The sequence below is a fragment of the Aeromicrobium sp. Leaf245 genome, from assembly GCF_942548115.1.
Lineage (GTDB): Bacteria > Actinomycetota > Actinomycetes > Propionibacteriales > Nocardioidaceae > Aeromicrobium.
The window spans coordinates 948053-963554 of the sequence record NZ_OW824151.1; the positions used below are offsets into that span (position 1 = coordinate 948053).

The 15502-nt window shown below is 71.7% G+C and carries 15 protein-coding genes; 6 read left to right on the forward strand and 9 right to left on the reverse strand.

Features of this window, described 5'->3' with window-relative positions; genetic code table 11:
• Positions 1-3 precede the first annotated feature (3 nt).
• Positions 4-372 carry a sterol carrier family protein gene (locus NBW76_RS04705; protein WP_055966188.1) on the forward strand — a complete coding sequence of 123 codons (369 nt, stop codon included), beginning with the start codon at positions 4-6 and terminating at the stop codon, positions 370-372.
• Positions 373-433: 61 nt separating this feature from the next.
• On the opposite strand, the gene NBW76_RS04710 is transcribed toward NBW76_RS04705, so the two are convergent.
• From NBW76_RS04710 to NBW76_RS04725, 4 genes are all read right to left on the reverse strand, one after another.
• Positions 434-1771 carry a glycoside hydrolase domain-containing protein gene (locus NBW76_RS04710; RefSeq protein ID WP_162239229.1) on the reverse strand — a complete coding sequence of 446 codons (1338 nt, stop codon included), beginning with the start codon at positions 1769-1771 and terminating at the stop codon, positions 434-436.
• A 241-nt stretch (positions 1772-2012) separates the two neighbouring features.
• Positions 2013-3590 (reverse strand): AMP-binding protein, encoded by a 1578-nt coding sequence (locus NBW76_RS04715; protein WP_056556131.1) that lies wholly within the window; start codon positions 3588-3590, stop codon positions 2013-2015.
• A 108-nt stretch (positions 3591-3698) separates the two neighbouring features.
• Positions 3699-4151, reverse strand: coding sequence for an SRPBCC family protein (locus NBW76_RS04720; protein ID WP_056556129.1), 453 nt, complete (start codon positions 4149-4151; stop codon positions 3699-3701).
• 55 nt (positions 4152-4206) lie between these two features.
• Positions 4207-4890: a ZIP family metal transporter gene (locus tag NBW76_RS04725; protein WP_056556126.1), complete on the reverse strand. Its 684-nt coding sequence runs from the start codon at positions 4888-4890 to the stop codon at positions 4207-4209.
• Between the two features lie 341 nt (positions 4891-5231).
• Between NBW76_RS04725 and purF the strand changes: the two genes are divergently transcribed.
• The 3 genes from purF to NBW76_RS04740 all read left to right on the forward strand — a co-directional run bounded on the left by purF (position 5232) and on the right by NBW76_RS04740 (position 8080).
• Positions 5232-6725, forward strand: a complete 1494-nt coding sequence (purF, locus tag NBW76_RS04730) for an amidophosphoribosyltransferase (RefSeq protein WP_056556124.1) — start codon at positions 5232-5234, stop codon at positions 6723-6725.
• On the forward strand, positions 6722-7810 hold the full coding sequence (purM, locus tag NBW76_RS04735) for a phosphoribosylformylglycinamidine cyclo-ligase (RefSeq protein ID WP_056556121.1): 1089 nt from the start codon (positions 6722-6724) through the stop codon (positions 7808-7810). Before purF ends, purM begins: the two co-directional genes overlap by 4 nt.
• Positions 7811-7903: 93 nt before the next feature.
• Positions 7904-8080: a DUF3073 domain-containing protein gene (locus NBW76_RS04740; protein WP_082480278.1), complete on the forward strand. Its 177-nt coding sequence runs from the start codon at positions 7904-7906 to the stop codon at positions 8078-8080.
• Positions 8081-8461: 381 nt separating this feature from the next.
• Here the strand turns inward: NBW76_RS04740 and NBW76_RS04745 are convergent, their stop codons facing one another.
• The gene (locus NBW76_RS04745; RefSeq protein ID WP_200932686.1) at positions 8462-10522 is read right to left on the reverse strand and encodes an MMPL family transporter; all 2061 of its coding nucleotides are present in this window, start codon (positions 10520-10522) and stop codon (positions 8462-8464) included.
• A 23-nt stretch (positions 10523-10545) separates the two neighbouring features.
• Between NBW76_RS04745 and NBW76_RS04750 the strand changes: the two genes are divergently transcribed.
• Positions 10546-11031 carry a MarR family winged helix-turn-helix transcriptional regulator gene (locus NBW76_RS04750; protein WP_162239228.1) on the forward strand — a complete coding sequence of 162 codons (486 nt, stop codon included), beginning with the start codon at positions 10546-10548 and terminating at the stop codon, positions 11029-11031.
• Between the two features lie 16 nt (positions 11032-11047).
• Here NBW76_RS04750 and NBW76_RS04755 read toward each other — a convergent pair whose 3' ends face one another.
• The 3 genes from NBW76_RS04755 to NBW76_RS04765 form a co-directional block, all read right to left on the reverse strand.
• Positions 11048-12124, reverse strand: coding sequence for a Glu/Leu/Phe/Val dehydrogenase dimerization domain-containing protein (locus tag NBW76_RS04755; protein ID WP_055963749.1), 1077 nt, complete (start codon positions 12122-12124; stop codon positions 11048-11050).
• 119 nt (positions 12125-12243) lie between these two features.
• Positions 12244-13068, reverse strand: coding sequence for an SDR family NAD(P)-dependent oxidoreductase (locus NBW76_RS04760; protein ID WP_055963752.1), 825 nt, complete (start codon positions 13066-13068; stop codon positions 12244-12246).
• Complete coding sequence (locus tag NBW76_RS04765; protein ID WP_055963757.1) at positions 13065-13694, reverse strand: TetR/AcrR family transcriptional regulator; 630 nt, start codon at positions 13692-13694, stop codon at positions 13065-13067. The genes NBW76_RS04760 and NBW76_RS04765 overlap by 4 nt, the downstream gene beginning before the upstream one ends.
• 64 nt (positions 13695-13758) lie before the next feature.
• Between NBW76_RS04765 and NBW76_RS04770 the strand changes: the two genes are divergently transcribed.
• Positions 13759-14685: a sterol desaturase family protein gene (locus tag NBW76_RS04770; protein ID WP_235493049.1), complete on the forward strand. Its 927-nt coding sequence runs from the start codon at positions 13759-13761 to the stop codon at positions 14683-14685.
• Positions 14686-14695: 10 nt separating this feature from the next.
• Here NBW76_RS04770 and NBW76_RS04775 read toward each other — a convergent pair whose 3' ends face one another.
• The gene (locus NBW76_RS04775; RefSeq protein WP_056556110.1) at positions 14696-15469 is read right to left on the reverse strand and encodes an SDR family oxidoreductase; all 774 of its coding nucleotides are present in this window, start codon (positions 15467-15469) and stop codon (positions 14696-14698) included.
• Positions 15470-15502 lie beyond the last annotated feature (33 nt).

Sequence of the window (15502 nt, forward strand, 5' to 3'; positions counted from 1 at the left end):
CGCGTGGCGCGCCCGTCCACCCTGCTCACGCCGGAGGTCGTCGACGGCCTGCTGGCCCGGCTCGACGACGGTGACGACGCTCGCGAGGTGGTCAAGCCCCTGGTCAAGCACTACCTGGGTGCACTGGCCCAGCGGGCGCCCGGTCGCAGCGTGGAGGTGCGGGTCCCGCCCTTCGCGGCCGTCCAGTGCATCGAGGGCTCCACGCACACCCGCGGCACGCCGCCGGCCGTCGTGGAGATGGACGCGGCCACCTGGATCGCCCTGGCCCGCGGGTCACTGGCCTGGAGCGAGGCGTCGGCCGACCGGACGCGGGTGCGGGCCTCGGGGCAGCGCTCGGACCTCTCGCCCCACCTGCCGCTCGACGACGCGTAGCCGCCCCGTCGGAGGGGCAGGGTCGGACGGGCCGGCGCGGACCGGGACCGAGCCGCAGCCGTCAGAGGTTGCCGCGGCGCAGGAGCGACCACTGCGACGAGGTCACCGTCTGCAGTGCGGCCTGCTTGTTGTCGCGGCGCAGCTGCTGGGCGGCCCTGACCGTGGCGGTGTCGAGCACGCCCTTCACCGACGGCGCGTAGCCGGCGGCGCGCAGCGAGCGCTGCAGCCGCCAGACCGCCGAGCCCGTCGAGCCGTACTTCAGGACCTTCGGCGTCGAGCCCTCCGCGAGGAGTGCGGTCCACACCGGACGACTGACGACGCCGTTGCGGCTCCAGCCCTTGCTCGCGCGGTACGCGTTGATGCCCGAGACGGTGCCGGACCCGACCTCGCCCGTCACGGACTTCTTGAGGCCGCGCTCCTGGAGCAGGCACTGCAGGGCCTCGACGGCCTTGCCCTTCGAGCCCGCACGCAGCGTCGGGTAGGACGCGAGTGTGAGGTCGACACCGCAGGACCGCGGTTCCGTGGTGGCCACGGACCCCGTGCCCACGCGCATCAGGTTGCGGTCGATGGTGAGGCGGTGCCCGCCGTACGTCTCGTTCACGTTGTTGTGGAACTGGTGGATGCGGGCGTTCTTCCAGCCGGTGTCGGACAGGTACGGACCGCCGTCCACGTTCGCCACCTTGTTCGTCCACGCGAACCACACCTGGTCGAACTGCGTGAAGCCCGAGAACTTCTTGGCGCCGGAGCGGACGTCGTCGACGAGCTTGATGGCGGCCGAGCCGCTGGAGTAGATCCCGGAGCGGAACTTCGACGCCTTCAGGGTCTCGGTCCAGGCGTCGGAGAACGCGAGGACGGCGTTGTCGCACGTCGTGGTGCGGGCGTACCACTCGATGTCGAGGTAGGCCACCGAGCCTGCGCCGAAGCCGTACTTCTTGAGGGCGGCGATGGCCTCGCGCGCGTCGGCGGCACCCTGCTTGCGGGCCGTCGTCTGCGACGTCGACATCCTCTTCTTCTGCACGCGGCTCTGCGGGTTGTTCTTGAAGCAGGGCGACTGGTAGCCCACGTGGATCGGCATGAAGCCCCACCCGGCGTCGGCGTTGTGCTGGACCCACGACTTCGAGAGGTTCGGCTGGTAGCGGTCCCCGCAGTAGCGGGAGTTGCCGGACACGTAGATGCCGACGGCCGAGTAGGGCGAGTCGCGCATCCACGCGTCCATGACCTTGGTGCTCGGCGCGACGCACGCGTCGAAGGCGTAGGCGGTCCGGTCACCGGGCGCCGCCGGGGTGGCCGCCGAGGCGGGCCCGGGCAGAGCGAGCGTGACGAGGACGGACGCGAGGAGCGCGCAGGCGAGGGTCAAGGCCTGCCGCCCTGCGCCGAGGTGAGACGGGGGGGAAGTCACCGTAGGCATGGTCCGAAGGCTACGGAACGTGTGGCGTCCTGTCAGGTGCACGAGGGATTCTCGCCGCGGCGTCCGAGCGGCAGGTTCGTGGCGTAAAACATTCGTAACCAGAGTTCATCCGACCGCGAGGGAGACGAAAGCCGCTCGGGCATGTATCCTGGAGGCACAACGGTCCCGGCCCACACCCCTGGAGGGTCGGGACCGTTTTAATGTCCTCTCCCGTGTGGTGACCGGGATCGAGTCAGACCTGGCGGCCGTCGCTCGGCCAGTAGCCCTTGCGCAGGTCCCGCTTGAGGATCTTGCCCGAGGGGTTGCGGGGCAGGGCCTCGACGACGTCGACCGTGCGGGGGGCCTTGTAGTGGGCCAGCCGTTCACGGGCGAAGTCGATGAGCTCCTGCGGGTCCACAGTGTGCTCGGGCCGGAACGCCACGACGGCCTTGACCGTCTCGCCCCACCGGTCGTCCGGGACGCCGATGACCGCGGTCTCCAGCACGGCCGGGTGCTCGGCGAGCACGCGCTCGACCTCGGGGGAGTACACGTTCTCCCCGCCCGTGATGATCATGTCCTTCACACGGTCCTCGATGAACACGAACCCGCCGTCGTCGACCCGACCGATGTCACCCGAGCGCAGCCAGGGGCCGCCTCCGTCGTCGGCCGCGACGAGGAGCTCGGCGGTGGCCTCGGGGCGGCCGAGGTAGCCCACGGTGTTCTGCTCGGTCCGCCACCACAGCTCACCCGATCCGCCCGGCTCGACGTCCTGGAGGGTGGTGACGTCGACGACGCGCAGCTCGACCCCGGGGATGGGTCGACCGGCCGAGACGAGGCGCTCCGGGTGCTCGGCGTCGCGGTGTGCCGCGTCGTCGAGGATGGTGACGACGCCGCCCATCTCCGTCATGCCGTAGACCTGCATGAACGCGGTGTCGGGCCAGTGCTCGATGGCACCGCGCAGCACCGGCAGGGGCATGGGGGCCGCGCCGTAGGAGAACGCCTTCAGCCGGCTGAACAACGCCATGGCCTGGGCCCCGGCCTGCAGCAGGGCCGCCACGACGGCGGGGACGAGGAACGCGTGGGTGGCGCCGGCCATCATCGCGCCGGCCAGCAGCTGAGGATCGACCTCGCGGATGATGTAGCCGTGAGTGCCGGTCGCGGGACCGAACAGGGCGTACGACGAACCGCCCACGTGGAACATCGGCATCGCGACCAGCATGGTGTCGTCGGGTCCGTACTCGATGTCGCCCATGGCGCTGAGCGTGTGCACGACCATGTTGTGCTGGGTGAGCATGACGCCCTTGGGCCGGCCCGTGGTGCCCGAGCTGTACATGACCAGGCACACGTCGTCGGGGTCGACGCCGGGCTGGCGCTCGACGGGGGTCGCCGCTGCGAGCCACGCCTCGAGCTCGTCTTCGTCGCCCCCGACCACGACGATGCGCTCGACGCCGACCAGGCGGTCGCGGATCAGGTCGATCGACGGGGCCAGCTCGTGGCCGACGAAGAGGATGCGGGCCCCGGCGTCGTTGATGACGTAGTCGAGCTCGTCGCCGGCCAGCCGCCAGTTGACGATCGCGTTGGCCGAGCCGAGCAGGCAGCACGCCTGGGTCGCCGTGAGGATGGCCGGGTTGTTCTTGTCGAGGAAGGCGATCCGGTCGCCGCGCACGATGCCCTCCGCCTGCAGCGCCCCGGCGAAGCGTCGGACGTCGTCCCAGGCCTCGCCCCAGGTCCACGTGCGCTCGAGGTAGGTCCAGCAGCGGCCGTCCGGGTCGTGCTCGGCGCGGTACGCGTGGAAGTCGGTCAGGTACGTGGCGTCGGGCAGGTCGGGCACGGCGTCTCCTCTGTGGCGTGGGTCACGCCAGCCTAGGGGCTCCCGACCCCACGGTGAAGCAGCTTCCCGGTACCGGATTCGGCCCGTCGTGAGTACCGGTACAGCCGTTCAGGAGCCTTCGACCACCGTGGCGATCCGCTCGAGCGTGCGCTCGATGTTGCGCTTCGTGGAGCGCGGCATGTTGCCGCGCCGCAGGGCGACGCGCTGGCGGTCGCGGCTGATGTCCCACGTCTCGCGGACGATCGTGCTGCTGCCCTGGTCGACGAGCTCGTAGCGCCAGACCCGGCCGCCGATGAGGCCGAACAGGCCGGTGGTGCGCCACGCGATGCGTCGGTTCGGCTCGAACTCGACGACCTCGTTCTTCGTCGAGTACGGCAGACCCATCTTCATCGACATGCCGAACACCGAGCCCATGTGCAGCGGCTCGCTCTCGCTGCTCGTGCCCTGCACCGTTCCGGAGCCGTCGATCTCACGGTGCCGTGCGGCGTCGGACAGCAGGGCGAAGATGCGCTCGGCGGGGGCGGCGACGAGGCGCTCGGCCGTGACCTGGTCGGTGGACATGGGCTCATCGTGGCGGAGGTGGGGCGTGCCCGCACGCCAAGCAGGGGTGCGCGGGTCAGCCGAGCACGAACGCGAGCCAGAAGCCGAGTGCGGTGGCGATCCCGACCCACCATCCGCCCTCGCGGTAGGCCTCGGGGAGGAGCGTGTCGGAGAGCACGGCCAGCGTCGCGCCGCCGGCCACGGCCTGGGCCACCGCGACGGCGGCCGGGGAGACCGCGCCGCCTGCGGCGTGCGCACCGACGGTGACGAGGGTCAGCAGCACGCCGACGGCCGCCCACAGCGCCAGTCCGCGGCGAGGGCCGAGTCGCTCGTCGTCGCGCAGGGCCGCAGCACTCGCGATGGCCTCAGGCGTGTTGCCGACGGCGATCGCGACCAGCAGGGCCAGACCGCCCTCGCCCAGGGAGACCCCGAGCGCGGTGTTCTCCGGCACGCCGTCGAGGAACGCCCCGAGCAGCAGGCCCATGCCGACGGCCGAGGTGCCCGCGCGGCGGTCCAGGAGGTGGCTGAGGACCACGTAGAGCCCGGCGCCGCCGAGGAGGGCGATCCCGGCCCGGACGGCGTCGAGGGCCTCGAAGGCCGGCCCGAACAGCTCCTGGGAGGCTGCGGCGATCATGGTGCCGGCCCCGAACGCCATGAGGGCGGCGAGGGCTGCCCGGGGGATCCGCCACCGCAGGCCCGCCGCGGCGCCGACGACCAGGGGCACGGCCGTGGCGGTGCCGTACAGAGCAGCGGTGAGCACCCGTCCACGCTAGGACCGGTGGCGCGGTCGTGCCCGTCGGTGGCCCGGTCCTGACGTTCTGCGGGTGCGCTGGTGTGGGAGGTCCGAACCCGCTGCTGCGCTGGCTCGGCTCGTGCCGGGGGTGGCCTCCGAAGGGCCCCGACCGAGCGGCTGGAGGCGTCCTCGGGTCGGGTCCTCGGGCTGCGGCTCGCCCGGGGGTAGGGCTCGTACCTCATCGCGACGCCTTGAGGTTCGCCATCTACCTCCGACGGCCTGGTTCGGTGCACCACCTACCTCCCACCACCGACCACGTCACGCCCAGGACGGTTCCGGGGCCTCGCGCAGGCCCCTACACTGGTGCGGTGGCACGCGGAGACGGTCGGCTGACGCACGACATCGATCCCCAGGACGTCGGACCCCAGGACGCCTGTGGCGTGTTCGGGGTGTGGGCCCCTGGTGAGGAGGTCGCCAAGCTCAGCTACTTCGGCCTCTACGCCCTGCAGCACCGCGGCCAGGAGTCCGCCGGCATCGCGGTGAGCAACGGCAAGCAGATCCTCGTCTACAAGGACATGGGCCTGGTCTCCCAGGTGTTCGACGAGCCGACGCTGGAGTCGCTGAAGGGCTCCGTCGCCATCGGGCACTCCCGGTACAGCACCACGGGCGCCAGCGTCTGGCAGAACGCCCAGCCGACGTTCCGGCCCACGGCGCAGGGTTCGGTCGCCCTCGCCCACAACGGCAACCTCACCAACACCGCCGAGCTCGTGACGATGCTCGAGGAGCGGACCGCCCAGCAGGCTCCGGACCGCCGCGGCAAGGGCGAGACCGCCACCACCGACACGTCGGTCATGGCCAGCCTGCTCGCCTCCTACCGCGACCGCTCGGTCGAGGAGGCGGCCATCGAGGTCCTGCCGAAGCTGCGTGGCGCGTTCTCGCTGGTGTTCATGGACGAGACCACGCTGTACGCCGCACGCGACCCGCAGGGGATCCGACCGCTCGTGCTGGGTCGCCTCGAGCGCGGCTGGGTGGTCGCCAGCGAGACGGCGGCCCTCGACATCGTCGGTGCGTCCTTCATCCGCGAGATCGAGCCCGGCGAGTTCATCGCGATCGACGAGAACGGGCTGCGCACCGAGCGGTTCTCGCCCGCAGCGCCCAAGGGCTGCATCTTCGAGTACGTCTACCTCGCGCGTCCGGACACGACGATCTCGGACCAGCGGGTCTTCTCCGTCCGCGCCGAGATCGGACGCCGCCTCGCCCGTGAGCACCCCGTCGACGCCGACCTGGTCATCCCCGTGCCGGAGTCGGGCACCCCTGCGGCCATCGGCTTCGCCGAGGAGAGCGGCATCCCCTTCGGCCACGGGCTGGTCAAGAACTCCTACGTGGGCCGCACGTTCATCCAGCCGTCGCAGACCATCCGCCAGCTCGGCATCCGGCTCAAGCTGAACCCGCTGCGCGACGTCATCGCCGGCAAGCGCCTCGTGGTGGTCGACGACTCGATCGTGCGCGGCAACACGCAGCGCGCCCTCGTGCGGATGCTGCGCGAGTCCGGCGCCGCCGAGGTGCACGTGCGCATCTCGAGCCCGCCGGTCAAGTGGCCGTGCTTCTACGGCATCGACTTCGCCTCGCGCGCCGAGCTCATCGCCAACGGCATCAGCGTCGACGAGATCTGCCGCTCCATCGACGCCGACTCGCTCGCCTACGTCGAGCTCGACCAGCTGGTCGAGGCGACGAACGTCCCCAAGGACAAGCTGTGCCGGGCCTGCTTCGACGGGATCTACCCCGTGCCGCTGCCCGAGGACGACCTGATCGGCAAGCACCTGCTCGAGTCCGACGTCACGCCGTTGAAGGTGATCCAGTGACCAGTGCCGCCGATCCCACGACCACGGAGCCGAGCGCGTACGCCGCGTCCGGAGTCTCGATCGAGGCGGGCGACCGCGCCGTCGAGCTGATGAAGGAGTGGGTCGACAAGGCTCGGCGCCCCGAGGTGGTCGGTGGCATCGGCGGCTTCGCGGGCCTGTTCGACGCGTCGGCCCTGAAGGACTACCGCCGGCCGCTGCTCGCGACGTCGGCCGACGGCGTGGGCACGAAGGTGCAGATCGCCCAGCGCATGGACGTGCACGACACCATTGGCTTCGACCTGGTCGGGATGCTCGTCGACGACCTCGTGGTCTGCGGTGCCGAGCCGCTGTTCATGACCGACTACATCGCGTGCGGCAAGGTCGTGCCCGAGCGCATCGCCGACATCGTGAAGGGCATCGCCCAGGCGTGCGCGGAGTCCGGCACCGCGCTGCTCGGTGGCGAGACCGCCGAGCACCCCGGACTGCTGCACCCCGACGAGTACGACGTGGCCGGCTCCACCACCGGTGTGGTCGAGGCCGACGCGCTGATCGGCGCCGAGCTCGTCCGCCCGGGCGACGTCGTCGTCGCCATGGCGTCCTCCGGCCTGCACTCCAACGGGTACTCGCTCGCGCGCCACGTGTTCTTCGGGACGGCGCAGTGGTCCCTCGACCGCGACGTGCCCGAGCTGGGTGCCACGCTCGGCGAGGCCCTGCTGACGCCCACGCGCCTGTACACGCTGCCGTGCCTCGACCTCGTGCGGCGCACGCAGACGCACGCCATGTCGCACGTGACCGGCGGTGGGCTCGCGGCCAACCTCGAGCGAGTGGTCCCCGAGGCCGTCTCGGTGCGCGTCGACCGGGGCACCTGGGCGCGGCCGGCGATCTTCGACCTGGTGGCCGACCTGGGTGGCGTCTCGCAGGGCGACCTCGAGGAGGCGCTCAACATCGGCGTCGGGATGGTCGCCCTGGTCGCGCCCGACGACGCCGACGCGGCCGTGCGCCTGCTGGGCGAGCACGGCGTGGTGGCCTGGATCGCCGGCGACGTCGCCGAGGCAGGCGTGCACGGACCGGGCGGCAGCGTCACGCTGGCCGGGACACACGCCTGACTCTTCGACCCGGTGCCAGCGACGTTGGCAGGGTTTGGGTAGGGTGGGCCCCACGACATACTGACGATTTCTTTCTGCGAGGGGGTCGGACCCATGGGGCGCGGCCGTGCAAAGGCAAAGCAGACCAAGGTCGCACGCGACCTGAAGTACCGGACCTTTGATCCGGACTTCGACGATCTGCAACAGGAACTCCACCACGACTCCGGTGACCCGATCCCGGACCAGTACGCCGATCTCGCCCAGAAGTACGGGGACGAAGCCGCCAGCTGACGCGGTTCGGCCGTGGTTGCGTGGCCGTCGTCGTGAGGTGGCCGTGGGCTGGCGTCTGCCCGCGAGGGTGGGTCCGGCGGTGCACTCCGTCGTCGGCGTGCTCTGCGGGTGTGCCTGCTCGGCTGGGGTCGTGTCCTGCGGCTGCGACGACGCGGCTCCGCGTCGACCTGCGCTCCGAGAGGAGCCTCGGCCGTCGGACGGGTGCGTGCTCGGTCGGGGCCGTCGGAGGTAGGTGGCGCGCGTCATCGGTCCGTCAGAGGTGGGTGGCGCGCGGATACAGGGCGCCTATCCGCGGCTCACCTACCTCTGACCTGCCCGTTCCGCGCGCCACCTACCTCTCACCCGCTGTGCCCTGGGTGGGGGAGCCGGCGCCCCGCGGGGTCAGGCGGAGCGCGACAGCCGGCTCGGCCACCAGAACCGGCGGCCGCACCAGGCGACCAGGGCCGGCGTGACCAGGCCGCGCACCACCACGGTGTCGAGCAGCACGCCGAAGCCGACCAGCACGCCCAGCTGGGCCAGCAGCACCAGTGGCAGGACGCCGAGGACGGCGAACACGGCAGCCAGCAGGATGCCGGCACTCGTGATCACGCCACCGGTGACGGCCAGGGCCGTGACGATCGACCCGGTCGCGTCCCCCGTCCGACGCATCTCCTCCCGTGCGCGCGCGGTGAGGAAGATGTTGTAGTCCACGCCGAGCGCCACCAGGAAGACGAAGGCCAGCAGCGGGGTGCCCACGTCCATCGCCGACCAGCCGAGCACGTGGTCGAACACGAGCCACCCCACGCCGAGGGCCGACAGGTAGGACAGCACCGTCGTCGACGCCAGCAGCAGGGCCGCGACCACGGAGCGCAGCAGCAGGAGCAGCATGCCGAGCACGACGGCCAGGACGACCGGGATGATGACGCCGCGGTCCCGGGCTGCGGTGTCGGCCTCGTCGAGGGCCTCGGCGTCCTGGCCACCGACCAGGGCGTCGGGGTCGACGTCCTGCACGGCGGTGCGCAGCAGCCCGACCGTCCGCAGGGCCGCTTCACTGGACGGCTCGTCGCTCAGCACCACGCTGACCTCGGCGATCCCGTCGCCCTCGCGGCCCACCTCGGCCGAGCGGACGTCGGGCACGTCGCCCGCGGCACGGGCCACCTGCTCGGCCCGCTGGGGCGTGGTGACGATGCTCGTCGGCGCCGACGAGCCGGCCGGGAAGGCCGACGACAGCGTCTTCTGCGCGGTGATCGACTCCGGGGTGTCGAGGAACTGCTCGTCCTGGCCGAGGCCGGTGCGCAGCCCGAGCGTGCCGAGGGCCATCAGGACCAGGATCACGAGGCCGCTGACGGTCACGACGACGGGACGACGGGTCACGGTCGTGCCGACCCGACGCCAGAGCCCACGCTCGGACGGGTCGGGGTCGCCGACGCGGGGCACGAACGGCCAGAACAGCCAGCGTCCGGGCAGCGTCATGGCGGCGGGGAGGACGACCAGGGCGAAGAAGACGGCCACGACGATGCCCGCAGCACCGGACAGGCCGATGCGGCTGACGAACGGCGCGTCGGCCAGGAGCAGCGCCAGCAGGCCGATCACGACCGTGCCGGAGCTCGACAGGATGGCCGGTGCGGCTGCGCCGACGGCCTGACGCATGGCCTCGCGGCGATCCTCGTGGCGGCGCAGCTCCTCGCGGTAGCGCGCGATGAGCAGGAGTGCGTAGTTGGTGCCGGCGCCGAACACGAGCACCGACGTGATGCCGGTGGTCGAGCCGTCGATCGGGATGTCGGTCAGGCCCGAGATGGCCTCGACGACCTTCGCGGCCACGCGGTCGCCGAGCCCGATGACGATCAACGGGACGAGCCAGAGCCACGGGCTGCGGTACGTGACGATGAGCAGCAGGGCCACCACGATCGCGGTCGCGGCGAGCAGGCGGAAGTCGGCGCCCTCGAAGACGGCGCCGAGGTCGGCCTGGACGGCCGGGGCGCCCGTCACCTCCGCGGTCAGGCCGTCGGGCAGGGCCTCGCGGACGTCGGCCCGCAGGTCCTCGATCCGCTCGGAGTTCTCGTCGGTGCCGACGCCTCCGGGCAGGGGGACGGTGAGCAGGGCGACCGTGCCGTCCTGCGACGGGACGGGTCCGGCGACCTCGCTGTCGAAGGACGATCCCAGGTCCTGCGAGAGCCGACCCAGGGCAGCCAGCTGCGTGCGGTCGATGCGCTCGCCGCCGTTGGAGACCACGACGATCGCGGGAGCGTCCTGGCCTCCGGGCAGGTCTGCCAGCCGGTCGCGCGCGATCGCGGACTCGGCGTTGTCGGGCAGGTTCACGGAGGCGTCGGTGCTCTCCGTGGGCCCGGGGGCCAGAATGAGAACGGCTGCCGAGAGCACGAGCCCGAGCAGCAGCACGACGACGGACCGCCTCGGGCCGACGAGCCGGGCGAGGGGGAAGGTTCGATGATCGAAAGTTTCCACGTTGGAAGGATAGGATGGGCGGCATGAGTGCGCAACACGGACCCCCCGAGGGTGACCGGGCCGACGTCGTGCGCCAGCTCCGCGACCTGTCCGAGCGATCCACGCGCTACGCCGAGCGCGCCGGCGCCGCCCACGGCCTGCACCGGTCGGACCTCACGGCGCTGTCGGTGCTGGCTCGCGCGCACGAGGACGGGCGGGCGCCGCTGACACCCGGCGTGCTCGCCCGCGCCCTCGCGCTGAGCCCGTCGGCCACCACGACGCTGCTCGACCGGTTGGAGCGGTCCGGCCACGTGGAGCGCTCCCACGACGAGGTCGACCGCCGTCGGGTCAGCCTGGCGATGACCAGGTCCGCAGGCGAGGCCGCCAGCGCGATGTTCGGACCCATGGCCGCGTCGATGGACGCGGCCATGGACCAGTTCGACGACGACGAGCTCGCCGTCGTGCGCCGGTTCCTGGCCGCGATGATCGACGTCATCGACGCCCAGGAACCGCGCGCGCAGGACCCCTGACCGACGGGGAGGAGGGTCAGCGCGGCAGGTGGATCTGGCCGAGTCGGCCCACGTCACGCATGCGCTGCTCCGCCTGGCGGTCCGCGGCCTCGGCCGTCGTGATGCTCTCGGAGGCGGCCCGCTCGAGCACGGCGAGGGTCGTGTCGAAGATGCCCGTGGCACGGGCCTTCGCGCGCTCGAAGCTGAACCCCTGCGGGTCGAGCTCGTCGGCCACCTGGATGACGCCGCCGGCGTTCACGCAGTAGTCGGGGGCGTAGACGACGCCCTTCTCGGTGAGCAGCTTGGCGGTGCCGTCGTGCGCGAGCTGGTTGTTCGCGCCGCCGCAGACCACGCGGGCCGACAGGACGTCGATCACGTCGTCGGACAGGGCCCGCCCGAGCGCGCACGGCGCGTAGACGTCGAGCGGCTCGGCCACCAGGGCCTCGGTGGAGGCGACGACGCGCACCTGCGGGAAGCGCGCGGTGAGCGCCTCGATCGCGGCGGTGTCCACGTCGGTGACGACGACGGAGGCGTCCTCGGCCACGAGGTGCTCCACGAGGTGCTTGCCGACCTTGCCGACGCCGGCCACGCCCACGGTACGGCCGGCGAGGGACGGGCTGCCCCACGCGTGCTGGGCGCTGGCGCGCATGCCCTGGTAGACGCCGAAGGCGGTGAGCACGGAGGAGTCGCCGGCGCCGCCGTGCTCGACGGTGCGGCCGGTCACGTAGGAGGTCTCGCGGGCGATGACGTCCATGTCGGGGCTGAAGGTGCCCACGTCGCACGCGGTGTAGTAGCGACCGTTGAGCGACTCGACCATGCGACCGTAGGCGCGCAGCAGGGCCTCGGTCTTCTGGGTGCGCGGGTCGCCGATGATGACGGCCTTGCCGCCGCCGAGGTCGAGCCCGGCGAGCGCGTTCTTGTAGGCCATGCCCTGGCTGAGCGCGAGCACGTCGGCGAGGGCGTCGGCCTCGCTCGCGTAGGGGTGGAAGCGGGTGCCGCCGAGGCCGGGGCCGAGGGCGGTCGAGTGCAGGCCGATGATGGCCCGCAGGCCGCTGGCCTCGTCGTGGCAGAAGACGACCTGCTCGTGCGGATGGGCGAAGACGGACGTGGTCACGGAGTGCTCCTGGTGTGCTGGGCCCCGGTGTGGGTGGACGGGGCGCTGGTGGTGGCCCTCGGGGTGGTGAGGACCTCCTCGGATGCTACTCCCGTCCGGACGCTCGACGCACGGATCGATCAGTCGCGCGTGCGGCGCGCGAGACGCTTGTCCATCCGGCGGATGCTCGGGGTGATCACCTTGGTGAGCGCCCCGGGCAGCACCGACATGCCGGCCTCGGTGACGGCGCCGCCGAGGCTGGTGACCCGCGTCGGCCGCTCGGTGGCGGCCTTGACCAGCCAGCGAGCCGCCTTGTCGGGCGTCATCATCGGCATGGCGGCGTAGATGCTCGTGGCCCCGGACATCTCCGTTCGCACCATCGGGAAGTACACGACGGTGGTGGTCACGCCCTCGTGGCCGTGCTCGGCGAGCAGGGACCGCGCGAACGACTCGAGGGCGGCCTTGCTGCCGAGGTAGGCCGAGAAGAGCGGGATCGGCAGCTGGGACGACATGGTCGAGGAGAACACGACGTGGCCGCGTGACCCGTCGATGCGGTCCTGCTCGAGGAAGCGGGGCAGCAGGGCCAGCGTGAGCCGCACCGCGCCGAGGTAGTTGATCGCCACGGTGCGCTCGTAGTCGTGCAGGCGGTCCGTGGAGTCGCGGATCGAGCGTCGGATGGACCGGGCGGCGTTGTTGACGAGCACGTCGATGCGTGGGTGCTCGGCCAGCAGCTGGTCGACGACCCGGGCGGTGTCGGCGTCGTCGGTGAGGTCGACGGGGTAGGTGCAAGCCGTGCCGCCGGCCTCTCGCACGCGAGCCGCGACGGTGTCGAGCTCGTCGGCGCGACGGGCGAGCAGGCACACGGTCCAGCCGCGCTCGGCCAGCTGCACCGCCGCCTCGGCGCCGATGCCGCTCGAGGAGCCGGTGACGACCGCGACCTTGGACCGTCGGACTCGCGGACTCATCGCGTGGCCACGGCGGACGCGTCGACGAACAGGGCACCGATGAGCCGGCCCACGCGGTCGACCATGTCGGCGGCCGTCTGCTCGGGGTGGTCGACCCACCAGTCCATGAGGGAGTCGACGATGCCGAGCCAGGTGGCGGTCATGGCCGACACGTCGAGCTCGTCGGTGACGCCTCCCAGGGCGAGCAGCTCGCTCACGCCCTCGTGGGCCAGCTTGTCGAGACGCTCGGTGTGTGCGCTGACCACGCCCACGACCTCGCTCGCGGTGGGCGCGGTGCGGTCGTGCAGGAGCCGCCAGACGTGACGGCGGTCCTCCAGCACGGCGAACATCCCCGCGAGCGTGCGGACGCCGCGCTCGATGCCCACGACGTCCTCCCGCGCGATGCGCTCGATCTCGTCGCCCAGGAGGGTCCCGGCGCGGTCGAGGCACGCGGCGTAGAGGCCCTCCTTGGAGCCGAAGTAGTTGTAGACGAGCGGCTTGGAGATCCCGGCGGCGCGCGCGACGTCGGCGATGTTGGTGGCCGCGAAGCCGTCGGTCCCGAAGGCCACGGAGGCGACGTCGAGGATCTGCTCCTCGCGCTCGGCACGGGGGACCCCCTTGGTGCCGGCGTTGGGTCGGACGGCCATGTCCGAACTCTAGCGGACGAGTATGAACACGTGGTAACTTACCCAAAAGTCATATGCCCGGACGGTGACGCCCGGGGTCGACGTCGACGTCGGAGGACGCATGGACGACCTGCTGGACCCGCTGAAGAACCCGGTGACCTACGCCGCGCCGTTCTTCGTGCTGACCATCCTCATCGAGTTCGCGGCCCTCAAGTGGCTCGACCACGACGACAACACGACCGGCTACGCCCTCAAGGACGCCCGCACGTCGATCTCCATGGGCGTCCTCTCCCTGGTCTTCCTGACGGCGTTCAAGGTCGTGACGTTCTTCGGCTTCGTGGCCGTCTACGCCTACGTCGCGCCGTTCCAGCTGCCCACGGACACGTGGTGGTACTGGGTCCTGGTGATCCTGGGCGTGGACCTCGGCTACTACTGGCACCACCGGTTCAGCCACCGGGTCCGCATCGCGTGGGCCGGGCACCAGGCGCACCACTCCAGCGAGTTCATGAACTTCGGCACCGCGCTGCGGCAGAAGTGGAACCCCTGGTTCGAGTTCTTCTTCTGGCTGCCGCTGCCGCTGCTCGGCTTCGCGCCGTGGACGCTCTACGTGGCGTTCGGCTTCAACCTGATCTACCAGTTCTACGTGCACACCGAGCTGGTCACGAAGCTGCCGAGGCCCGTCGAGTACGTGTTCAACACGCCGTCCCACCACCGGGTGCACCACGGCAGCGACCCCGAGTACCTCGACAAGAACTACGGCGGCATCCTCATCGTGTGGGACCGGCTGTTCGGCTCGTTCACCGAGGAGCGACAGCGCCCCACCTACGGCCTGACCAAGAAGGTCGAGACGTACAACCTGCTGAAGCTGCAGTACGGCGACTACGTCGAGATCGTGCGCGACGTGCGCTCGGCCCACCGGTTCCGCGACAAGCTCGGCTACCTGTTCGGCCCGCCCGGCTGGACGCCCGCCGACCACTCGGCACCGGAGCAGACGGTCCTGCCCCGGCGCTGACGCGGGGACGTCAGAGACCGCGCGACAGGCCGCCGTCGACCGGGAGCATGACGCCGGTCAGGTAGCCCGACGCGGGGGAGAGCAGGAAGGCCGCGGCGCGACCGAACTCCTCGGGTCGGCCGTAGCGGCGCAGCGGGATGGCGGCGGCGGCGCGCTCGCGGGAGCCCGCCGCGTCGCCGGACAGCGCGTCCAGCTCCTGCACGCGCTCGGTGTCCACGCGTCCGGGCAGCAACGCGTTCACACGCACGTCGCGAGGGCCCAGCTCGTCGGACAGGTCCTTCGCCGCCATGGCCAGCCCTGGGCGGAGGCCGTTGGAGATGCCCAGCCCCGTGACGGGCATCTTGGCCGACGTCGACAGGACGAGCGCGATGGAGCCGCCCCGTCCCGGCTCGATCGCCTCGGCGACGGCGGTGGCGATGCGCAGGCCGCCGAGGAAGACGCTCTCGAAGGCGCCGCGCCACTCCGCGTCGGTGCGTCCCAGCACGGTGCCCGGAGGCGGGCCGCCCACGCTCACCAGGGCTCCGTGCACAGCGCCGAAGTGCTCCTGCGCGACGGCGACCAGTGAGGTGGCGGTGTCCTCGTGGGCGTTGTCGGCGGCGATGCCGACCGCTCCGCCGGGACCGGCCGAGCCCAGCTCCCGCACGGCGGCGTCGACCGACTCCTGCGAGCGGGAGGAGAGCACGACGTTCGCGCCCTCGGCCACGAGCACCTCCGCCGTCGCGCGACCCAGTCCGCGGGTCCCACCGGTGACGACGTACGTCCTGCCTGCCAGTCCGAGGTCCATGTCGTCAGCCTACGGCGGGCTCCGGTGACCGGC